The following is a 21,345-nucleotide window of genomic DNA, read 5'->3' as shown; positions in this document are numbered from 1 at the left end:
CGCGGGTGTAGGCGCGTGGAGCGAGCTGATTAGTGCAACAACATTACTGAACACGCCTGTTCTGAAAGCAACATCGGAAGAAACAGTAATCAACCTGACATGGGTAGCGATTGCCAATGCAACGAAGTACGAAATAGAAGCGGACGGCGCAGTCGTAGCTACGGTGGAAGAACCAAGCTACAGCCATACCTCCCTGTTGCCAGGCACAGCACATAAATATCGTGTTCGTGCATTAACGGAAACCAATACAAGTGCATGGACAGCCGTTCTAACACAGAGCACGATTCCTGCATCCGTCAGTGGTCTGGCGATTAACACCGTGACCAATGCAGCCATTGCGTTAAAATGGAATGCTGTCTCAGGAGCAACCGGTTATGATCTGGAAATCGACGGCACCGTTGTAGCGGCTACCGGGACTGCATATACGAAGAGCGGCCTCGCGGCAAACACGGATCACACTTTCCGTATTCGTTCGAAGAATGCCGCGGGTGTAGGCGCGTGGAGCGAGCTGATTAGTGCAACAACATTACTGAACACGCCTGTTCTGAAAGCAACATCGGAAGAAACAGTAATCAACCTGACATGGGTAGCGATTGCCAATGCAACGAAGTACGAAATAGAAGCGGACGGCGCAGTCGTAGCTACGGTGGAAGAACCAAGCTATAGTCATACCTCCCTGTTGCCAGGTCCAGCACATAAATATCGTGTTCGTGCGTTAACGGAAACCAATACAAGTGCATGGACAGCCGTTCTAACACAGAGTGCCGTTCCAGGTAAAGTTGAAGGGCTATTGCTCAACACAGCAACAACTGCAGCAATCTCAATCAAATGGGCAGCAGCCATCGGAGCTACAGGCTATGAGCTGGAAATCGACGGCACCGTTGTAGCGGTTACTGGAACAGCGTACACGAAGAGTGGTCTGGCGGCGAACACCGACCACACTTTCCGAATCCGTGCCAAAAATGCAGCCGGAATCGGTAGCTGGAGTGACATGCTGAATGCCTCTACGCAATTAAACCTGCCAACCGCTTTGAAAGGTGTGCCAGAAGAAACAGCAGTTGTTTTGACATGGACAGGGGTCGTTGGAGCAACGAAATATGAGATTGAGGCAGACGGAAGCACTGTAGCAACCGTGAGTGAACCTTCTTACACTCACAGCGAGCTACTTGGTGGCACTGCTCACAGGTATCGCGTACGTGCATTGACCGATACCAATGCGAGTGCATGGACAGCCGTGGTCTCCCAAACGACACTGCCAGGAAGTGTATCAGGTCTAACTGTGAATTCTGCAACAACCGCAGCAATTGCGCTAAAATGGAATGCGGTAAGCGGGGCAACCGGTTATGATCTTGAGATTGATGGTACAATCGTGGCAATCAATGCAGTTGCCTACACGAAGAGTGGGTTTGCACCCAATTCGGAGCATTCCTTCCGAATTCGAGCGAAAAATGCTTCCGGTGCCGGAGCATGGAGCGAAATAATTACGGGAGTAACTCAATTAAGTGTAGCGGTTCCTAAAGGGACAGTAGATCGAACAAGCATTACAATCACATGGGAAAATGTAGCTGGTGCTACATCTTATGAGATTGAAGCAGACGGACAGATTGTTGCGATTGTTAGCGATCCAGCATTTGTACATCTGGATTTATTACCGGCAAGTGTGCATAAATACCGTGTTCGGGCTTTTAATGATCAGAATACGAGTGTGTGGTCTTCTGCTCTGAGTATTAGAACCTTGAATTAATGATATATAGTAATTACAATTCCGGAGACGGGTTTGCGTAAACGTGCATCCTGTCTTCGTTTTTATTTCGTAAATAAGCTATGGACTTCATATGAGAAAATAAGGTAATGTATAGATATTATCTAGTCGGAAAAGGAAGTTTGAGAGGGGAGTTTTAGCGATGAATCTAGGGAATTGTCCTCGTTGCGGCAAATTGTATGCATTGAATTTTCGTGATGTGTGCTCGAACTGTATCAAGGAAATGGAGCAGGAATACCAGATCTGTGTAGACTATTTGCGCGAGAATAAAGGCGCCAACATACAGGAATTGTCGGATGCGACAGAAGTCTCAATCAAAACCATTACGAAGTTTATCCGAGAGGGACGGATTTCCATCGAAAACGCCCCGAATATGATGTATCCTTGTGAAGTGTGCGGAATGCTGATCCGTGAAGGCCATATGTGCGATTCCTGCCGTACTCGACTAACGAAAGACTTGGCTGGGGCAGCTCGTGAAGTAGGTCAGAAGGATAACAACCAAGTAGGCGGACGAACCTACAATGCCGTCGACAAACTGCGCAATTCATAGGAACGTGGTCTTAAATACGAATAATGCTATAACAAATGTTTTGAAACGTACCGATAAACTTATTAAAGATTATCGGTTTTTTTTATTATCCTACTCATTTCGAACACATAAAGATAAAGAAAGAAATACGTATATCAACGAAAAAAATCAGGTGAAAGGAAGTGCACTTCGAATGAAAATCAATGAACCGAGTCGAATTGGAGCCATCAATTCATATCAGAGGAATGTTGAATCCAATCAGCAGGCTGAGACCAAGAAAAGCCGCCGCAAGGATGAAGTATCCATTTCTCCGGAGGCGATGAAGATGCTTGAAGAACAAGGACGTACGCAAGATACAGGACGGTTGCAACGGATTCAGGAGTTGAAAGAGCAGGTAAGCTCGGGAACATATCAGGTAGACAGTAGCAAGCTTGCTGACAAGTTGCTACCGTATTTCAAGTCTTTTGATAAGGAATAGGTGATTATGTAATGGCAGCACTGGACAGATTAATTGCAGTTTTAGAGCAGATGGAGCAAAGTCACCGTGATATGCTGGCGCTCAGTCAGGTTAAACGAGAAGTTATCGTCAAGAATGATGTAGACCAGCTTATCGCTATCATGAATAAGGAATCCAAGTTTATGAAACAGCAGGAGCCGCTGGATACAGAGCGACTACATGCTGTTCACGAACTGCTTCAGGAGCGTGGCATCAAGTCGATGCTGAACCTGAATGTTACCGAGATTTCCAAGCTGATCTTTGATCCGGCTGACAAACAGCGGTTGTTTGAAGTCCAGAAGAAGCTGGCGGGAACATTACAAGAATTGAAAGATATCAATCAACTAAACCAGAAGCTGATTGAGCAATCGTTAATGTTTATTGATCTATCGATGGACATGTTTGCTTCAAGGCCTGAACAGGATGCAACTTATCAGCATCCTGCTGATAAGCACGGCAATCCAGGACGAATCGGTCTGTTCGACACGCGTGCCTGATTAAATAGGGGGAAACCAGGTGACATCTACATTTCATTCAATCGAAACGGCTAAACGCAGTTTGTTCGCACAGACGACCGCTCTTAGCACAACAGGTCATAACGTAGCCAACGCCAATACGGAGGGGTACTCACGTCAGAAAGTGAATATGCAAGCATCCATTCCTATGGAGCCGTTTGCATTTTTGCATAGTACGGCACCAGGGCAACTCGGAACAGGGGTAGAGTTCGACTCGATTACCCGTGTTCGCGAGAAATTTCTGGATGACCAATATCGCAACGAAAATACCAACTTCGGGAGTTGGTCCATTCAACGGGATACACTGGAGAAACTTGAGGCAATTGTCAACGAGCCTTCCAAAACTGGTTTTCGTACGGTTATGGATAATTTCTATAAATCCTGGTCAGATCTAAGTAAAAACCCGGAAGACGTTACGGCTCGCCGAATTGTTAAAGAGACCACGCTGGCTCTTACCGATGCTATGAATCAGATTAGTCGCCAATTAGACTCTCTAAGTCAGGATCTGGACAGTAATATCGCGGTGAAAAGTAATGAAATTCAGGGTTATCTAGGTAATATTGCAAACCTGAATAGTGCAATCGTAAAGGTGGAGTCCCTTGGCGATAACGCAAACGATTTGCGTGACCAACGTGACTTAATGGCGGACAAGCTATCCAAAATTATGAATATTACCGTTACCGATACACCACAGGGCTACCAGATTCAGATGAATGGACAGGAGCTTGTAACGGGTGGGGCTGTTCAAGCCACAGTAGATTCAGCGTTTTTGAATAATGCCTATACAGCGGGTACGCTTACCAACGGTGAAGTACATGGTATGATCAAATCCAGGGATACGCTGGTGAGTGATTATCGTAAACAGATGGATGACTTAGCGAATACGCTGGCCAATGGAGATATTGATATTACTATACCTGCGGGTTCCGTGTTGCCGGAAAATAATTCGTTGGGTCTTACGGGCGCAGCGCGGACACTGACCAGTGATCTGAAGGTTACAGTAAAAGGGTTGAACGGATTACATCAGCTGGGTTACAGCATGGATGGAACGAACAACGGAGGACTACCGTTCTTTACTGCGGCTGGAGGCGGAACTGCAATAACTGCCGGGAATATCTCCTTAAATGCTGAAATATTGGCTGATCCGAACAAAATTGCAACATCTCTGCGAACGACAACCGCTTCCGGCACGGAAACGGTGATTAAAGGGAATAACACTCTTGCGAACTTGATCGCAAACCTGAAGGATACTCCGATGAAATCCGCAGACGGTTTGAGCAGTGCAACGATTGGGGCTCAATTTAGTGCCATTGTGGGACAGTTAGGCGTTCAATCGCAGGAAGCTGCACGTCAGACATCCAACTCGGAGTTTCTGGTACAGCAAGTAGACACACGTCGTCAATCGGTTAGTGGTGTTTCACTGGATGAAGAGATGGGGAACATGATCAAGTTCCAGCATGCGTACAGTGCATCAGCGCGTTTTATGACCACATTCGACCAATTGCTTGATAAATTAATTAATTCCACGGGTATGGTAGGCAGATAATAGAAGGGAGTGACACAACAGATCATGAGAATTACAAATAATATGCTGGGTTCGCAGTTGCTTATGAACCTCAACAGGAATGCACAACAGATGAACAACACTCAGACTCAACTGGCTACGGGGCGTAAAATCAATAAGCCTTCGGATGATCCGGTAGGGATCACGTACTCCCTTCGTTACCGCGCTGAATTATCATCTAATGAGCAATATCAGAAAAACGTGGATAGTGCCGTTTCTTGGCTGGAGTTTAACGATACCGTACTGAATCAGGCCGGCAATGTTGTTCAGCGATTACGTGAACTGACGGTTCAAGCGTCAACAGGAACCAATCCTCAGACTGCACTCGATAGCATTAATGAAGAGGTAAAACAGCTGAAGGAACAACTTATTGATATTTCGAATAGTAAGCTTAATGGGAAATACATTTTTAATGGCGAGACCTATGATGTCAAACCTTATGATTTTCCATCTAATGCGGACGGTACGCTAGATACGACCAATGCTGCTTCGATAGTGACGGACCAAGGGAAAATCAATTTCATTGTAGGTGAAAGTGTGCAACTGCCTATCAATGTAAGCGGGAATGAAGTTTTCGGTACAGCTACAGAACAAGACAATCTATTTGTTATCATGAATACCGTTATGCAAGCATTGCAAGATGGAGACCAAAAAGAATTGGCCAATCAACTGGATATCATGGACTCTCGTATGGGAAAAATGTTGTCGATCCGATCCGAAATTGGAGCGAAAACCAACCGTGTTGATCTGATGATGGGGCGATTGGATGATCTGGGTATCAATCTGTCTGATCTTCAAGCCAAAGTTGAGGATGCCGATATTGCAGAACTGTCTTTGAAATCCAAAATCCAGGAAAACATCTATAATGCCTCGTTGTCTGTTGGCGCAAAAATCATATCACCTTCTCTGGTGGATTTCCTGAGATAAGAGGAGTGGGTGCAATATGAAGATCCTTCCTGTTGTTCAGATTCAGACAACCCCTTCTATATTAAATATCGATGCCGACCCTGGGAAATATTCTATCCGTCAGCCGAAAGCGGATGTACAGCTTCAGACTAAGCCGGCTAAACTTACGGTTCAGAGTCATCCGATTGAGCTTAATGTAGATCAAAGTCAAGCATTCGCCGCCTATACAGGAGGTAATATGATTGATATGAATGCCCGAATCTACTCGGGCATCCAGCAAAATTTCCTTCAAAATCTAGCTGCGCGAGTAGAACAAGGGAATCAGCTGGCTGCCATTCACAAACCGGGGAATACGATTGCGAACATTGTGGGCAGTGATTGGAAGCCTCAGCCGTTTCCAGAGACGCGTACTCCTGCTTCATCTGATAACGTGGACATTCGTATTAACACTAGGCCACCCGATATCAATTATGATCCGGCGGTTTCTGAACTGAATGTGACGGTGCACAAACCGGAGATCGAGTATCAACGAGGCAAGCTGGACATCTATGTGAAGCAATACGCATCCGTTAAATACACACCGCCAGCCATCGATATGGCGTTATAAGTTATAATGTGAGCTATAGACGGTCTCGGACGAAGCCCTCTATGGCTTTTTTTGTACAAAATCACCGCCAAGGAGGCGTTTATTATTTTTATTCAGACAAGCATGTGGGGAGAAGTTGAAGTTCAGGAGAAAGAAATCTATCAATTTCCGAAAGGATTACCTGGATTTGAAGAAGAAACAGAATTTGCACTAATTCCTTGGGAAGATACACCGTTTAGTTATTTGCAATCTGTGCGTGAGAAGGAACTGTCTTTCTTGTTAGTGAGTCCATTTACGTTTGCGTCTGACTATAGTTTTGAGTTAAGTGAAGTGGATAAGGAAGAGTTGCAGATTGACGAACAAGTCGCAGTGTTCTCTCTGGTTACCATTCATTCGCAAGCCAATAAATCGACAATGAATCTCCTGGCACCAGTCGTACTTAATCCGGAAAAACAAGTGGGCAAACAAGTTGTACTTCATCAGTCCGGATATGATACACGTCATCTGATCTGGGCCGAAGAGCAAGAAGACGCGAAATCCGTGAAAGGTGGAGTGTAATATGCTCGTTTTGTCCAGGAAAAAGGGTGAGTCCATTGTCATCCAGGATCAGATCGAAGTCACGGTACTTGCTGTGGAAGGGGATACTGTAAGAATCGGCATATCTGCACCGAAGCATATTGATATCTTTCGCCAAGAGATTTATGCCGCGATTCAGGACGCAAATAGGGAGTCAGCTACACCGCTGGCCGCCGATGTTGAAGCATTCATGGAACGTCTTCGGAATAATGGATTAAAAAAAGATTAAAAATTTCCCATTTGCTATAAACAGTTGTTCATCTCCCGTCGATATATAATTTAGACGCTGCTTCGGCAGGGCGGCCGACCTTAATGTCGCGGCGTTTACCACAAGGATGTGGAACTAACTTATTTCAGGGAGGAAACACTCAATGATTATCAACCACAATATTCCGGCGTTGAACACTCACCGCCAATTGTCCATCAACACTAGCAACACTAACAAAAACATCGAAAAATTGTCTTCTGGTCTTCGCATCAACCGTGCTGGTGACGATGCTGCCGGTTTGGCAATTTCCGAAAAAATGCGCGGTCAAATCCGTGGTTTGGACCAAGCTTCCCGTAACGCTCAAGATGGTATCTCTTTGATCCAAACAGCTGAGGGTGCATTGAACGAAACTCACTCCATCCTGCAACGTATGCGTGAGATTTCCAACCAATCCGCAAACGGAACAAACACAGATTCCGATCGTCAAGCACTGCAAGACGAGATGAACCAACTGACTTCCGAAGTTAACCGTATCGGTAACACTACTGAGTTCAATACTCAAAAGTTGCTTAACGGTGGTATTGGTTCAAGTGACAGCGAGAAACTGACTCAAGCTACACATGCTAAAATAACAGCAACTGCGGCTATTACAGCTGGTGATATCACATTTACTGCTGGTTCAACTATCGTTGTTGATAACAGAACGTTTGATCTGTCAAGCGTAACTGTAGATGTAGCATCAACTGCTAATGCTGTAGATACTGCAAAAGCATTGAAAACTGCATTGGATGCAACAACATCCGGTGGAGTAAAGTTGTCTGACTTGGTTGACATCAAGGTAGATACTACAGGCAAACTTGAATATTCTGCGAAATCTTCTGGTTCATCAAGTGAATTGAAGTTTACTGGAGCTAATGCTAAATTCGGTTTGACTGCAGCACAAGTAGGTACAACAGTTAAAGGTGACCCTTCAACTGTAGAACGTGCAGGACTTGAAGGTGGTACATCCCTTACGGCAGCTGCTGTATCCATTGGTTCAGGTGCAACAATCAAATTTACAATTGGTTCCGAGAGTGAAGTAACTGTTGACCTTAACAAAGGTACTACTGCAAAAACATATGACACTACAAATGCAGATGCTAATGTAGCTAAAGCAGCTATGGATTCACTCGTTAAGGATTTGAATGCTTCCCTGCAATCAGCTGGTTTGGACAGCAAAATTACAGCATCCCTGTCGAAAGACAACAAAATTCAGTTCCTTTCCGAAACAGGTAAGGATATTAAATTAGGAACTGGTACTGCAGCATTGCCACTGGGTATTTCCAGTACTGCTGCAATTGGTAATGTAGAACAAGTTGTTGGCGCTGGCGCACAAGGTGTTGGCTTCTCCACGAAGTTCCAAATTGGTGCAAACACAGGTCAATCGATGTCCTTGCAAATTAACGATGTTCGTGCAGCAGCACTGGGTATCACAGGAAATGCTGGACAAGCTGGTTTCACGAAAGAAAACGCTGTTACTAACGGTTCTAACGATATCAAAGGCGAAGCTGCTCTGAACATCTCCACTCGTGAAGATGCTTCTAAAGCGATTGCTGTTCTGGATAAAGCAACATCCCTGGTATCTAGCGAACGTGCTAAACTGGGTGCTGTACAAAACCGTCTGGAGCACACAATCAACAACTTGGGAACAGCTTCTGAGAACCTGACAGCTGCTGAATCCCGTATCCGTGACGTTGATATGGCGAAAGAAATGATGAGCCAAACGAAAAATAACATCTTGGCTCAAGCAGCTCAAGCAATGTTGGCTCAAGCAAATCAGGCACCACAAGGCGTGCTTCAATTGCTGAGATAATTAAAGTTTTAATAGAAATTTGTTTTGAGAGCATTTCGTATCATTTGAAGAAAGCCCCACTTGGTGGGGCTTTCTTGCTATAATTATGTTGTAAATCTACGATGAAATTAGCATAAGGGGACAAGGATGATGGATTTTTTGAATCATAATATTGAAATTCTATCGGCTAATCCCGACCATTGGATTGGAGCGCCGGATGAAAATGAAATTGATCAATCGTATATAGAAGTGGACAGAGAGGGAAATGAGATATTCTTTGATGGGAGTCGGGTTTTCACTTTAAGAAGTGATTTTGATGCATCAAATCAACCTAATCCCTTAAAAAGAGAGCTGATTTTTGTTGTTGGAATCCAGTCTGTCGAGGAAATTAAGAAGGTTATTGCAATGAAAGGAACTGAATCTTTATTAGTTATTATTGAGCCTAATGGCTCACTATTTAATTACTCCTTACAACATAAAGACCTTTCCTTCCTTCATACAACAACTGGAGCTGTCTTGTTCACTGATAAAATCAGCAACTTGCCATTATTTTTAGATAAGTTTCTATTAACGAACGCTATTTTTTACGTGAAAACAATAAAATTTTATTTTACACACTTTTATCGTGAACAAGAAATTCAGTCCAGTGTAGCAGTTGTTAGAGCAATAAAAGAGATTGTAAATTATAAAACAATGATGTATGGAAATTCAGTAGAAGATAGTTTGATCGGATTCAGACATAACATGAAGAACCTTAAGCACCTTACTCGTTCTAAAAATGTATCATTACTCAAGAATACGATGCGAAACGTGCCAGCGGTTGTTGTGGCCGCTGGCCCTTCCTTAAATAAAAATATTGAGCAATTGCATTCAATAAAAGACAATGCAGTAATTATTGCTGTAGACACCATTGCTCAACGTCTTTGTAATGAGGGAATAATTCCCGACTTTATTTGTTCAATAGAACGAGAAGTTGAAACATACACTTATTTCTATGATGGTAAGACTTACCCTGTTGAGTCAACACTTGTCGGTCCGCTAGTTCTGTACCCAGAAATCTTCGAAGAGTATCACGGGCAGCTAGTCATACCAATGAGAGAAGGCGTGGGTGAATATATCTGGTTAAAAGATGTTCTAGAATTGGAAGGTGACAATTCTATTAGTATTGGTTTATCTTGCGCTCATGTAGCTTTTGGTGTTGCCGAACACATTGGAGCATCGCCCATTATATTATTAGGGCAGGATTTGGCATATGGAAACTCTGTTGGAGAAACACATGCTGGAGGAACAATCTACGATGATAAAAAATTAACTAACAGTATGTTTTCAGCCAAGGTCAATTTGGAAACTGAAGGTTATTACGGCGGATTAGTTACCACGACAGAAACTTGGAATACTTTCAGAACTTGGTTTGAGATGGAGATTGCAACTAAGGGTCTGACCGTTATTAACGCCACAGAAGGTGGATCAAAGATATCGCACACCCAGCAGTTAAGTTTGGCAGAGGTCGGACAAGAGTTTTGCAAAACTAAAATAACACCTGTCTTAGAAGTGCTCCAAGCTATAGAGAACTACCCTCTCGATAAGAAAAAGATGAAGCAAGTTATGAGAGAGCAGTATAGATATTTTTATGATATTAAACTGCAATTTGAGAAACAACAAAAACAAGTTAGACGCTTGGATATAAGTGAATATTCTTCTGAAACCGAATTAAAGGGAGCACTAAAGAAGATTGATCAAACAGAGGACTTTTTCAAATTAGTTATGGACAATTGGTTGTTACGTCATTGCTTACAGCCAGCCATGATTAATTCGGTATGGAACTTATATACTATAGAGCGTGTTAACACCGCTGATAATATAATCTTGGCACAGAAAGCTAACCTTGGTTTCTTGGATATTGGTGTCTATGCATTAAATGAGATTACAAACTTACTAGCGGAGACGGCTGAGAGTTTGGATGAGTAATACTTATTGAGGTTGTCTAAAATGTAAATGAATAATGGGGAAAATTTTGATTCGAAATGAGTGATTATATTGAAAGCTTTAGTTACAGGAGCTGATGGTTTTATTGGAAGCCATCTAACTGAGCAATTAGTTAGGGAAGGTTACAATGTCAAAGCGTTTATATATTATAATTCATTTAATTCGTGGGGATGGTTAGATACCCTACCTAGGGAAATCAAGCAAGAAATTGAAGTGTTTAGCGGAGACATTCGTGATCCTCATGGAGTAAAAGCTTCAATGAGCGGGATCGATACAGTTTTTCATTTGGCTGCACTTATTGCTATACCCTTTAGCTACCACTCACCAGACACTTATGTAGATACTAATATTAAGGGAACTTTAAATGTTTTACAAGCTGCAAAGGAGCTTGACACATCTAGGGTTTTGGTGACTTCAACATCCGAGGTTTACGGCACAGCTCAATATGTTCCAATGGATGAAAAGCATCCTTTTCAAGGACAATCCCCGTATTCAGCTACGAAAATTGGTGCTGACCGTCTAGCAGAATCATTTTATAGAAGCTTTAATATGCCATTAACCATTGTGAGACCATTTAATACGTACGGACCTAGACAATCAGCCAGAGCAGTAATTCCTACGATTATCACACAGCTGCTTGCTGGAAAGACAGAAATTAAGCTGGGTTCTCTCACTCCGACACGTGATTTTAATTATGTGAAGGATACGGTTGAAGGTTTTATTGAGATAGCAAAATCTAGTGTAACCATCGGTGAAGAGATCAATATTGCTACGCAACAAGAAATATCTATAGGAGAGCTTGCTGAGGAACTAATTAGACAGATTAACCCTGATGCAAGAATTGTATGTGATAATCAACGACTACGGCCTGAAAAAAGTGAAGTCGATCGTCTTTTAGGCTCTAACGAGAAGATAAAATCTTTAACCAACTGGCAACCGCATTTCACCTTTGAGCAAGGAATGGCTGAAACAATAGAATTCTTCAGGAATAACCTGGATAAATATAAATCTGATATGTATAACATATAGTTAGGAGAACAGATGGAACAAAAATTTATCCCACTTTCTGTACCTAATCTTAAAGGGAATGAACTTGAATATGTTAGTCAAGCTGTTCAGTCAGAATGGGTATCTACTGGAGGACCCTTTGTAACTAAATTTGAGGAATCTGTTGCTGCATATGTACAAGCAGAGGGAGCTGTGTCTTGTCAGAGTGGAACTGCAGGGCTTCATATTGCTTTAGAGGTTTGCCAGGTACGAAGGGACGATGAGGTCTTGGTACCATCTTTAACCTTTATAGCAGCGGTTAATCCAGTCAGGTACGTTGGAGCCCATCCTGTTTTTATGGACTGTGATGATTCCTTGACAATTTCACCAGATAAACTAAAAGAGTTTTGTGAGAAAGAGTGTAGCTTTACAGATGGAAAACTTGTTAATAAGTCTTCAAATAGAGTAATTAAGGCCATCATTATTGTTCATGTATTTGGTAACATGGCAGATATGGTGAAAATCATGGAAGTTGCTAGCGAATTTAATTTAAAAGTAATAGAAGATGCAACAGAAGCACTAGGAACCTATTATACAAGTGGGCTATATAGTGGACGATATGCTGGAACAATTGGAGATATCGGCGTATATTCGTTCAATGGAAATAAAATTATTACCACGGGTGGTGGTGGAATGATTGTTTCCAACGATAAGAATTTACTGAGACGGTCAAAACATTTAACTACACAGGCTAAAAGTGATGAGTTATATTACACACACGATGAAGTCGGGTACAATTATCGTATGACTAATCTTCAGGCTGCGTTAGGGATTGCTCAGATGGAACAACTAGAGCAGTTCATCGAAACAAAAAAAAGAAATTTTGAGTTGTATCAGGAGAAATTATACAACGTAACAGGACTGCATTTACTTGAATATAGAGATGGAACCAGAGCAAACTATTGGTTCTATGCTTTATACGTGAAAGAAAATTACCCCTTTAATCGAGATGAATTGATGACGTTTTTATCTAAGAACAAAGTTCAAACAAGACCTATATGGGGATTAATTAATAATCAAATGCCCTATATTAATAATCAAGCATATTTAATTGAAAGAGCGGTTGATTACTTGGACCATATTGTTAATATTCCATGTAGCTCTAACTTGAATGAATCGGACATAAGGTACATTTGTGAACTTCTATCTTGTCCAATAAATAAATAATTTTAAACAGCACGGAGGGAATCTTCATGGATGTAAAGGACCTATTAATTGACGAAAATTTTACCGTACTGGAGTCAATGCGAGTTCTGGACAGAGTTTCTAAAAAGATCCTTTTCGTGGAGCGGGAGGGGAAATTTGTAGCTACGATAACAAACGGTGATATTAGGAGGTGGATATTAAGAAAAGGTAGTTTGGACGAAAAAGTTAGCAAAATAGCAAACTATCAACCGAAGTATTTGTTAGAGAGTGAAAAGGCAATGGCCAGAGAGTATATGAAGAAAAATTTTATAGAGGGTATTCCCATTCTAGACGACAATAAGGATATTGTATCCATTGTATTATGGAATGATGAGGAATTTGGAGTTAAGCGTTCATTGGATACTCAAGTTGTGATCATGGCAGGAGGACTAGGTACAAGATTGTATCCCTATACTAAAATTTTGCCTAAGCCATTGATTCCGATTGGTGAGATCCCTATTGTAGAACATATTATTAATCGTTTCTTACCTTATGAAGTTAGTCAATTCTTTTTGATTGTGAATCATAAAAAAAATATGATAAAAGCCTATTTCAACGAAATAAAAAAAAATTATGAAGTAAACTATATTGATGAAGATATTCCACTTGGTACAGGTGGAGGATTAAGTTTGTTAAAAGGAAAAATTAGTGAAACATTTATACTATCCAATTGTGATATTTTAATAGATGAAGATTATGAAAAAATATACAACCATCACAAAAGTGAAGGTAATTTAATTACGATGGTATGTTCATTGAAAAATGTTAGAATCCCTTATGGTGTTGTAGAAATTAGTGAAACAGGACAAATTGAAAATATAAAAGAGAAGCCAGAGTTCTCTTTTTTCACGAATACAGGTATGTACATTGTTGAGCCGCAAGTTATCGAAGAACTTGAGCAAGATACTGTGATAGGTTTTCCGGATATTATTGAGAAGTACAAAGAAAAAGGAGCTAAAATTGGTGTGTTCCCTATAAGCGAAAATAGTTGGCTGGATATGGGGCAACTGGATGAGATGGAAGAGATGAGAAGAAGGCTTGAGAGAGATGAGTAGAAAAATATTGCTTATTGGTGGAGGTGGGCATTGTAAATCTGTATTAGATAGTTTGTTATATTATGATGATATATCCGAAATAGGTATAATTGATCAAGAGGCAAATTTAGAGAAAAAAGTAAATGGGATACCTATTATTGGTTCTGACAAAGATATTCCTCGTTTTTTGAGTATGGGCTACAATGAGGCATTTGTTACACTCGGTAGTTCGAGGCAAAGAAGAGTTTTTTTTCAGACTATAAGTAATCTGGGATTTGGAATACCAGTCATTATCGATAAGTCTGCAATTATAAGTGAAGATGTAAAAATAGGATCAGGTTCTTTTATTGGGAAAAGGGCAATTATCAATGCGGGAGCATCTTTAGGTGAAGGAGTTATTGTGAATTCTGGGGCCATTGTTGAGCACGATTGTATAATTGGTGACTTTGCGCATGTTTCTCCAGGTACAGTCTTATGCGGAGAAGTAGAGATAGGTAAGGATACACAGGTTGGGGCTAATAGTGTTGTTAGACAGCGAGTAAAAATAGGTTCGAGTACAACTGTAGGTATGGGAAGCGTTGTATTAAAAAATATAAGTGATAATGTTGTGGCTTATGGAAATCCTTGTAAAGTTGTCAGATAAGGTAGACGTGTTGTTGTTTGGAAGGTGGATTTCATGAAAATTGCATTTGGGACTGTTGTATATAAGGAGTCATTCTCGTACTTGCCTGAGTATGCTAAGTCTATTAATAGCCAAGATTGGATTGGTTTTGATCTTCTTCTTTTAAACGACAATCTTGATGATGGGGAAATTCAGCACTTGTACTCGTATTTTGACACAAATGTGCATGTGCGTTTATGGAATGGGATGGCTGGTAGCCTTCCGTCTTCTTTGAGAGTGGAACTTATACAAAAAGCCAAAAAATTAGGGTATGATTTATTAGTTTTAGGCGATTTTGATGATACATTTTCTAAGGACAGAATTTCCCAAATTCAGTCAGTTTATGAGGGGGAAGTAGCTTTTTACTATAATGAGCTATATTATTTTGATCAGAAAAAAAGTTTCTTTAAAACATTACCTGCTCAGACAAATGAGATTGATTCGATTTTAGAGTGTAATTATCTAGGATTAAGTAACACCGCAATAAATCTGAATGCAATTAGCTATGAACTCATTGAAAAATTGAATGTGAGTAATGGGCCTATTTTTGATTGGTTCTTGTATTCTGTTTTATTAATGGAAGGGTGTCGAGGAGTAAAGGTAGATCAATGCAAAACCTACTACAGGATACATGTAAATAATATTGCAGGTGAAATTAGCAATAATTCAGATGCCATTCATAAAGAAATTCAAATAAAACTTATGCATTACAAGAACCTTAAGAATGTGTATCCTGAATTTGACCGACTATATGAGCTATATGAGAAACTGAAAGAAAGATTAAATGATAGTAATTCCAGTATGTCTCCATTTGTTACAGAATTAAATGATTTTTGGTGGGGAAACTTAAAATTAAGTCAGTTTGGAGATGAAACCTTTGAAATTAAATAACAAGGAAATTAAAAATTATACCAAACCTTATATTATTGCTGAAATTGGAGCTAACCATAATGGGGATATGGAACTTGCAAAGGAAATGATTGATGCTGCTGTAAAATGCGGGGTCGATGCGGTAAAATTTCAATCTTGGACTAATAAATCATTAATTGCCCAAGCTGAGTACGATCGTAACCAAACTTATAACGATTCAGCTAAAAAGCACTTTGGTTCTCTACAGGAGATGGTTGATAAATATTATTTACGTAAAGAACAACATTATATCTTAAAAGAGTACTGCTCTGAGAAGGGTATAGAATTCTGTTCTACCCCTTTTTCAGAGGAAGAGGTTGATCTTTTAGATGAGATTGAAGTGCCTTTCTATAAAGTTGCCTCGATGGATATCAATAACTATAGACTATTGAAATATATAGCCAAGAAAATGAAACCGATCATTCTTTCTACAGGGATGTCAACACTTGCTGAAATTGAACTGGCAGTTCAAGCTATAGAATCTACTGGGAATAAAGAGATATCGATTTTACACTGTATTTCTATCTATCCTCCTGCAGCAAAAGATATTCACTTGAATAATATTTTAACGTTGCAAAAGATATTCCCCTCTTACCCTATAGGGTTCTCAGATCACACGATTGGGATATCTGTCCCCTTAGCTGCAGTAGCGCTAGGAGCAGCAATTATTGAAAAACATTTCACTACGGATAAAGATTTACCGGGCTGGGATCATGAAGTGTCAGCAGATCCATCTGAAATGGAATTAATAGTAAAGGAAAGTGGCGTTATTTCCGATGCTCTTGGTAGTTTTCAGAGAATTGTATCTGATGCTGAAGAAAGCAAGAAAGATAAATTTAGACGCAGCGCTGTTTTAACAAGGGATATGAAAAAGGGAGAAATAATCTCTGCTGAGGATTTGACTTTCAAAAGACCAGGAACACATATTAGCCCTGATCAAGAACAGCATATAGTTGGCAGAACTCTAAAAATAGATATGAAGCAAGATGAGTTGCTTGATTGGTGTCATTTTTTGTAATTAACTTTAATTAAAAGGAGTGCACAATTCAATGAAAGTTGTAGCATGTATTATTGCACGTACTAATTCTACACGTCTACCCCAAAAAGTATTGAAAGAGATTCAAGGCAAAGCCCTTATTGAACATATCATAGACCGTGTGAAGTTAGTTCAAGGAATTGATGAGATATATATTGCTACTTCCAATAATGCAGGTGATAGTGTTCTGGGTGAAATAGCCAAGAAAAATAATATTAAAATATTTTACGGGAGCGAAAATTCTGTTATCGAAAGAATGTTAGGGATAGCTGAGTTGGAACAAGCCACAGATTTGATTCGTATAACGGGTGACAATGTTTTTACAGATCCATATATTATGGAAAAAACTCTGTTGTATCATAAAGAATACCAATCTGAGTATTCAAGAGCAGAATTTTTATCTCTTGGAGCTACAGCAGAAGTAATAAATATTGAAGCTTTAAAACGTTGTTATGAAGCAATTGATCCTGAAAAGAGTGAATATTTATTCTATTATATTTTTGATCCTGAAAAATATAAAACTTTAGTGCTGATTCCTGAAGGAGATCATCGAAAAGAGTATACGAGTCTTACAGTAGACACTATTGAGGACTTTGAAAGAAGTGAGTTTATATTTAATCATTTAACCTCAAAAGTAATAAGTTATAAGGAAATAACTGCTCTAAGTGAACAAGAAGAAATACCATCATATTATATAAATGGGGAATATAAAATAAAATTACCTGATAACGTTGTGATTGATTACAGTGAGTTTAGAAAAATTATTAATGCTAGAATAGCACAGAGCACTCAAGTTAAATACAGACTGTAATTCTTTAATGGTTTTGAATAAATAGGTCGATCAGAGTAAATAGAGATGCAATGATTTCGTTCTTAATAAAGTACTTTAATATAGAACGAAATCATTGCACAAAATCTAAAGACCAAACTAGTGAAAATTTTCACGTTATTTTAATGTTATAGTTTTAGCAAAATTCTCAAATTTCCTAAAGCTGGAGAGGCGATACGCCGATATATACTATAAATGCGAACACAGTTGGAGGTCATTCAAGGATGAACATTCAGTTTTCATTGTCTGCCGCTACATCTGCAAGTAGTTCTACGATCGAGGTTCCAAACCAGGTAGGTACTTCTCAAACGGGAAGTGAGAATGCAAACATCAGGACGGCAAAAGAAGCCTACTACAAGGAGAAACAAGGCATAAAACTTCCAGTAGGTGAAGAGTTACTGCTCCGAAATATTGACCGCGCTGTGAAGGCACTGCAGGGGCCAGAGACCACATTAGACATTAGCATCCATGAAAAAACACATGATATTATGGTCAAAGTACTTAACAAGGAAACGGGAGAGGTACTTCGAGAAATTCCACGTGAGCAGACATTGGATCTGGTAGCGAAGATGATGGAAATTGCGGGCATCCTGATTGACGAGAAAGTATAAATAGTGAATATGCATTTAACTGGTGAGGAGTGAATTTATGCGTGTAAATGGATTTTCCGGTATGGACATTGATAGCATGGTCAAAGAGCTAATGACAGCCAAACGTGCTCCATTGGATAAATTGAATCAAAAGAAAACAACATTGGAGTGGCAGAGGGACAGCTATCGTGATTTGAATAGTAAAATGTATGAATTCCGTAACACGAAGCTTCAGCAAACGTATAGACTTTCTTCTGCATTGAATACGCAAAAGGCCGTAGTGGCGGGGAATACAGATGCAGTTAAAGCCGAGGCGGGTGGAACTGCGAATGGAATTAAAATGGAAGTGTCCGTGGAGCAATTAGCTACTGCAAAGTCAATAGTAACCGATGGAAAAGCTCAGGGGTATAGTTCACGACAGTCTTTAGCTGAACTTGCCAATGGCATTAAGTTTGGGCAGCCAACGACAAGTTTGACAGATGGCGATTTAACTAAAGAATACAAGATTAAAATTAATGATGTAGAAATGACTTTTACAGGTAAAGACACTGTATCCTCTGTGATTACCCAAATCAATAGCAAAACAGAACTGAAGGCACAAGCAAGCTTTGATGATCTGACAGGGAAGTTTAGTATTGTAGCTAAAGATCTTGGTTCTATGGGTGTCCTTGATGTTCAACCGCCAAGTGCAGGTAATAATTTGCTGGATGTTTTTGGGACGGGTTCAACAGCTGTAATCACCGATATTGCAGCTAAGGATGCTATTGTTAAAATTAATGGAATACTACTTAATCCAGCTCCAACAAGTAATATCATTACTTACAATGGTGTGACAATGAACTTGTTGGCTGAGACAGTCACCAGAGATTCAAGCAATGCCATAACGGGAGACAAACCATTCACTATTACGACACAAAGTGATCCCGATAAAGCGCTCGAAACGATGAAGTCCTTTATTGAGGATTACAACAAAATTTTGGCCCTCTTCAACACAAAGGTGGGGGAAGAGAAATATCGTAGCTTCCAGCCCTTAACGAAAGAACAACGCAGTGCAATGTCTGAAAGTGACATTAAGCTGTGGGAAGAGAAAGCCAAAAGTGGTCTTCTGAAAAATGATGATATTCTCTCGGGTCTGACTTCCACCATGAGAAACATTATGAGTGAGAAAATGGGAGAATTGAGCAATATCGGGATAACAGGTGGTAAGTATTTCGAAAATGGTAAAATTTACTTGGATGAAGAGAAATTTAAAAAAGCAATTCTTAATAATCCGCAACAGGTTTCGGACATCTTCCAAGGGTCAGGGGCGAACACGGATAATTCCATTTTCGGCAAGTTGTACTCAGAGATGGATACAGCGATGAGTAAAATCGCAGAGCGTGCGGGTACGACCAAATTTAGCGGCGACGTTAACAGCATTTATAAAGAAGAAAGCGTAATGGGTAAGACACTCAAAGGATACACCAGAGAGATCACCGCACTTGAAAGACGACTCTCTGATATGGAAAGTCGTTACTATAAACAGTTTACAGCAATGGAAACCGCAATGAGTAAGTATCAGAGTCAAGCCTCGAGTCTTTCCAGTTTCTTCGCTAGATAGATTAATATTTAAAGATTGAAAGGGTGTAAATATGATTAAGTCTCCATATGATCAATATCGCAAGTCGTCTGTTCAGACCTCTTCACCAGGTCAGTTATTGATTATGTTGTATGATGGAGCTATTCGTTTTGTACGGACAGCGCTTGATGGATTGGGTACCAAGGATTATGAGAAGGTAAGTCTGAACCTGGGGAAAGCACAAACCATTGTTAGCGAACTATCTGTTACCTTGGATCAGTCTTCTGATATTGCAGCCAATCTGAATGTTTTGTATGAATATATTAATTACTTGCTTATTGATGCAAATACGAAGAAAAAACCAGAACCTGCAGAAGAAGCGCTGGGGTATTTAAAAGAGTTAAAGGAAACATGGGTTCAGGCGAGTAAAATGGTGTCTTCTTCTGAGCCTGGAGTCGTTCATGGATAATTTGATTGCTCAATTGGAGCAGTTAACAAGTGAAATCATGCTTCAGATTCATGAAGTGAGTTCAGAAGCATTAGAGGCGTTTGTGGATCAGCGTCAGGCAATCATTGATTTGATGATGGAACGCACAGGTGGTCGTGAGGCCACAGTAGCTCAACAAACACGGCTTAAGGCTATTATGGAAAATGACCAGGCGATTCTAAGCCGAATGAACGATCTGAAGATGGAGGCCAAAGATTGGCTCATTCAACGTAATCAGGCTAAAGCGCAAAAAAATGCTTATGAAGTATCTTATGCAGTGGACAGTATTATTGTGGACACAAAAAGGTACTAGTAAGCTATAATAGAATGCAAATATCTGAAATAGATATGTTGCATTCTTTTTTTATTTTAATAAGGATTATTTCCAACTGTTCAACATTTCTCCCTATAAATCTACAAAAAATACCAAGAAAACATTTTCTTTACCAATTGACAATGGATAAGTTTAGGTGATATCATCTGAGTTGTGGGCTAGGGTCTTGGCCAGAGCTTCACTTCATTTGATGACGAAGGGAATGTTAGTGCATGCAAGGTAAAGTAAAATGGTTCAACGCAGAAAAAGGTTACGGTTTCATTGAGACTGAAGATGGCGGCGACGTATTCGTACACTTCTCCGCAATTCAATCCGAAGGCTTCAAAACTTTGGAAGAAGGTCAATCCGTAGAATTCGACATCGTCGAAGGCGCACGTGGACCGCAAGCAGCTAACGTAATCAAATTATAATCATCCGGACAATCCGACCTACATATATGGTTAGATGGTTACCAAATTGAATTATCGCTAGCATCAGACTCCGGTGATCCGGGGTCTTTTTTTGTATTGATAGAGTCTAAAATATAGGAAAGTTGATCCCTTCATTACCGGACAAAACTGGGGTAGCTTAAGAGTCAGGATAAGCTAGTTTTACATAACAGATTGAGTAACCTCAAAAACGGTTAAATACATGATCAAGCGCCAGATATACAATCCGGTTAAATCTGTGATTTTGCTCGAAAATGGCGAAAAATCACGAAATATGGCGTTAAACTT

Annotated in this window: 22 protein-coding genes and 1 pseudogene; all 23 read left to right on the top strand. The window is 40.2% G+C overall.

Going from position 1 to position 21,345, the window contains the following annotated elements; translation table 11 throughout:
- Positions 1-1,744 (top strand): annotated as a pseudogene (locus tag H7T88_RS22870) (hypothetical protein); the annotation flags it as partial.
- Between the two features lie 160 nt (positions 1,745-1,904).
- Positions 1,905-2,312 (top strand): TIGR03826 family flagellar region protein, encoded by a 408-nt coding sequence (locus H7T88_RS22865; protein ID WP_123065335.1) that lies wholly within the window; start codon positions 1,905-1,907, stop codon positions 2,310-2,312.
- A gap of 172 nt (positions 2,313-2,484) precedes the next feature.
- Complete coding sequence (gene flgM, locus H7T88_RS22860) at positions 2,485-2,769, top strand: flagellar biosynthesis anti-sigma factor FlgM (RefSeq protein ID WP_154984739.1); 285 nt, start codon at positions 2,485-2,487, stop codon at positions 2,767-2,769.
- A gap of 11 nt (positions 2,770-2,780) precedes the next feature.
- A complete protein-coding gene (gene flgN / locus H7T88_RS22855; protein WP_145414110.1) occupies positions 2,781-3,284 on the top strand; it encodes a flagellar protein FlgN in 504 nt (167 codons plus the stop codon).
- Positions 3,285-3,303: 19 nt separating this feature from the next.
- Complete coding sequence (gene flgK, locus H7T88_RS22850) at positions 3,304-4,848, top strand: flagellar hook-associated protein FlgK (RefSeq protein WP_221790495.1); 1,545 nt, start codon at positions 3,304-3,306, stop codon at positions 4,846-4,848.
- A 24-nt stretch (positions 4,849-4,872) separates the two neighbouring features.
- Positions 4,873-5,793, top strand: coding sequence for a flagellar hook-associated protein FlgL (flgL, locus tag H7T88_RS22845; protein ID WP_154984736.1), 921 nt, complete (start codon positions 4,873-4,875; stop codon positions 5,791-5,793).
- Positions 5,794-5,809: 16 nt separating this feature from the next.
- Positions 5,810-6,379, top strand: coding sequence for a DUF6470 family protein (locus H7T88_RS22840; RefSeq protein WP_221790493.1), 570 nt, complete (start codon positions 5,810-5,812; stop codon positions 6,377-6,379).
- A 51-nt stretch (positions 6,380-6,430) separates the two neighbouring features.
- Positions 6,431-6,916, top strand: a complete 486-nt coding sequence (gene fliW / locus H7T88_RS22835; RefSeq protein WP_260511086.1) for a flagellar assembly protein FliW — start codon at positions 6,431-6,433, stop codon at positions 6,914-6,916.
- A gap of 1 nt (position 6,917) precedes the next feature.
- The gene (csrA, locus tag H7T88_RS22830; protein WP_123065341.1) at positions 6,918-7,163 is read left to right on the top strand and encodes a carbon storage regulator CsrA; all 246 of its coding nucleotides are present in this window, start codon (positions 6,918-6,920) and stop codon (positions 7,161-7,163) included.
- Positions 7,164-7,305: 142 nt separating this feature from the next.
- Positions 7,306-8,994, top strand: a complete 1,689-nt coding sequence (locus H7T88_RS22825; RefSeq protein WP_221790491.1) for a flagellin N-terminal helical domain-containing protein — start codon at positions 7,306-7,308, stop codon at positions 8,992-8,994.
- Between the two features lie 126 nt (positions 8,995-9,120).
- On the top strand, positions 9,121-10,941 hold the full coding sequence (locus tag H7T88_RS22820; protein ID WP_221790489.1) for a motility associated factor glycosyltransferase family protein: 1,821 nt from the start codon (positions 9,121-9,123) through the stop codon (positions 10,939-10,941).
- A gap of 66 nt (positions 10,942-11,007) precedes the next feature.
- Entirely contained in the window at positions 11,008-11,988 is a 981-nt protein-coding gene (locus H7T88_RS22815) for an NAD-dependent 4,6-dehydratase LegB (protein WP_221790509.1), read from the top strand.
- A 12-nt stretch (positions 11,989-12,000) separates the two neighbouring features.
- Complete coding sequence (locus H7T88_RS22810) at positions 12,001-13,173, top strand: LegC family aminotransferase (protein ID WP_221790487.1); 1,173 nt, start codon at positions 12,001-12,003, stop codon at positions 13,171-13,173.
- 26 nt (positions 13,174-13,199) lie between these two features.
- Positions 13,200-14,246: a sugar phosphate nucleotidyltransferase gene (locus tag H7T88_RS22805; RefSeq protein WP_221790485.1), complete on the top strand. Its 1,047-nt coding sequence runs from the start codon at positions 13,200-13,202 to the stop codon at positions 14,244-14,246.
- Positions 14,239-14,868, top strand: a complete 630-nt coding sequence (locus H7T88_RS22800; RefSeq protein WP_221790483.1) for an acetyltransferase — start codon at positions 14,239-14,241, stop codon at positions 14,866-14,868. The genes H7T88_RS22805 and H7T88_RS22800 overlap by 8 nt, the downstream gene beginning before the upstream one ends.
- Before the next feature lie 33 nt (positions 14,869-14,901).
- Positions 14,902-15,777 carry a glycosyltransferase family protein gene (locus H7T88_RS22795; protein ID WP_221790480.1) on the top strand — a complete coding sequence of 292 codons (876 nt, stop codon included), beginning with the start codon at positions 14,902-14,904 and terminating at the stop codon, positions 15,775-15,777.
- A complete protein-coding gene (locus tag H7T88_RS22790; protein ID WP_221790478.1) occupies positions 15,764-16,813 on the top strand; it encodes an N-acetylneuraminate synthase family protein in 1,050 nt (349 codons plus the stop codon). The genes H7T88_RS22795 and H7T88_RS22790 overlap by 14 nt, the downstream gene beginning before the upstream one ends.
- Before the next feature lie 31 nt (positions 16,814-16,844).
- On the top strand, positions 16,845-17,642 hold the full coding sequence (locus H7T88_RS22785; protein WP_221790476.1) for a cytidylyltransferase domain-containing protein: 798 nt from the start codon (positions 16,845-16,847) through the stop codon (positions 17,640-17,642).
- Between the two features lie 242 nt (positions 17,643-17,884).
- Positions 17,885-18,271 carry a flagellar protein FlaG gene (locus H7T88_RS22780; RefSeq protein ID WP_221790474.1) on the top strand — a complete coding sequence of 129 codons (387 nt, stop codon included), beginning with the start codon at positions 17,885-17,887 and terminating at the stop codon, positions 18,269-18,271.
- Positions 18,272-18,308: 37 nt separating this feature from the next.
- Positions 18,309-19,850, top strand: coding sequence for a flagellar filament capping protein FliD (gene fliD, locus H7T88_RS22775; protein WP_221790472.1), 1,542 nt, complete (start codon positions 18,309-18,311; stop codon positions 19,848-19,850).
- Between the two features lie 31 nt (positions 19,851-19,881).
- Complete coding sequence (gene fliS / locus H7T88_RS22770; protein ID WP_154984721.1) at positions 19,882-20,277, top strand: flagellar export chaperone FliS; 396 nt, start codon at positions 19,882-19,884, stop codon at positions 20,275-20,277.
- Entirely contained in the window at positions 20,270-20,608 is a 339-nt protein-coding gene (fliT, locus tag H7T88_RS22765; protein ID WP_221790471.1) for a flagellar protein FliT, read from the top strand. Before fliS ends, fliT begins: the two co-directional genes overlap by 8 nt.
- 233 nt (positions 20,609-20,841) lie before the next feature.
- Positions 20,842-21,039, top strand: coding sequence for a cold shock domain-containing protein (locus H7T88_RS22760; protein ID WP_024631599.1), 198 nt, complete (start codon positions 20,842-20,844; stop codon positions 21,037-21,039).
- The last annotated feature ends 306 nt before the right edge of the window (positions 21,040-21,345 follow it).

The sequence above is a fragment of the Paenibacillus cucumis (ex Kampfer et al. 2016) genome (assembly GCF_019748695.1).
Taxonomy (GTDB): domain Bacteria; phylum Bacillota; class Bacilli; order Paenibacillales; family Paenibacillaceae; genus Paenibacillus; species Paenibacillus polysaccharolyticus.
Note: the sequence above shows the minus strand (reverse complement) of the source record. Positions and strands in the feature narration are given on the sequence as shown.

Coding starts and splice junctions, on each gene's coding strand:
- H7T88_RS22810 (WP_221790487.1), top strand. CDS start 12,001: ATGGAACAAAAATTTATCCCACTTTCTGTACCTAATCTTAAAGGGAAT.
- H7T88_RS22800 (WP_221790483.1), top strand. CDS start 14,239: ATGAGTAGAAAAATATTGCTTATTGGTGGAGGTGGGCATTGTAAATCT.
- H7T88_RS22865 (WP_123065335.1), top strand. CDS start 1,905: ATGAATCTAGGGAATTGTCCTCGTTGCGGCAAATTGTATGCATTGAAT.
- H7T88_RS22825 (WP_221790491.1), top strand. CDS start 7,306: ATGATTATCAACCACAATATTCCGGCGTTGAACACTCACCGCCAATTG.
- H7T88_RS22820 (WP_221790489.1), top strand. CDS start 9,121: ATGATGGATTTTTTGAATCATAATATTGAAATTCTATCGGCTAATCCC.
- H7T88_RS22840 (WP_221790493.1), top strand. CDS start 5,810: ATGAAGATCCTTCCTGTTGTTCAGATTCAGACAACCCCTTCTATATTA.
- H7T88_RS22805 (WP_221790485.1), top strand. CDS start 13,200: ATGGATGTAAAGGACCTATTAATTGACGAAAATTTTACCGTACTGGAG.
- H7T88_RS22780 (WP_221790474.1), top strand. CDS start 17,885: ATGAACATTCAGTTTTCATTGTCTGCCGCTACATCTGCAAGTAGTTCT.
- H7T88_RS22760 (WP_024631599.1), top strand. CDS start 20,842: ATGCAAGGTAAAGTAAAATGGTTCAACGCAGAAAAAGGTTACGGTTTC.
- H7T88_RS22795 (WP_221790480.1), top strand. CDS start 14,902: ATGAAAATTGCATTTGGGACTGTTGTATATAAGGAGTCATTCTCGTAC.
- fliT (WP_221790471.1), top strand. CDS start 20,270: ATGGATAATTTGATTGCTCAATTGGAGCAGTTAACAAGTGAAATCATG.
- H7T88_RS22785 (WP_221790476.1), top strand. CDS start 16,845: ATGAAAGTTGTAGCATGTATTATTGCACGTACTAATTCTACACGTCTA.
- flgM (WP_154984739.1), top strand. CDS start 2,485: ATGAAAATCAATGAACCGAGTCGAATTGGAGCCATCAATTCATATCAG.
- flgN (WP_145414110.1), top strand. CDS start 2,781: ATGGCAGCACTGGACAGATTAATTGCAGTTTTAGAGCAGATGGAGCAA.
- csrA (WP_123065341.1), top strand. CDS start 6,918: ATGCTCGTTTTGTCCAGGAAAAAGGGTGAGTCCATTGTCATCCAGGAT.
- flgL (WP_154984736.1), top strand. CDS start 4,873: ATGAGAATTACAAATAATATGCTGGGTTCGCAGTTGCTTATGAACCTC.
- fliD (WP_221790472.1), top strand. CDS start 18,309: ATGCGTGTAAATGGATTTTCCGGTATGGACATTGATAGCATGGTCAAA.
- fliS (WP_154984721.1), top strand. CDS start 19,882: ATGATTAAGTCTCCATATGATCAATATCGCAAGTCGTCTGTTCAGACC.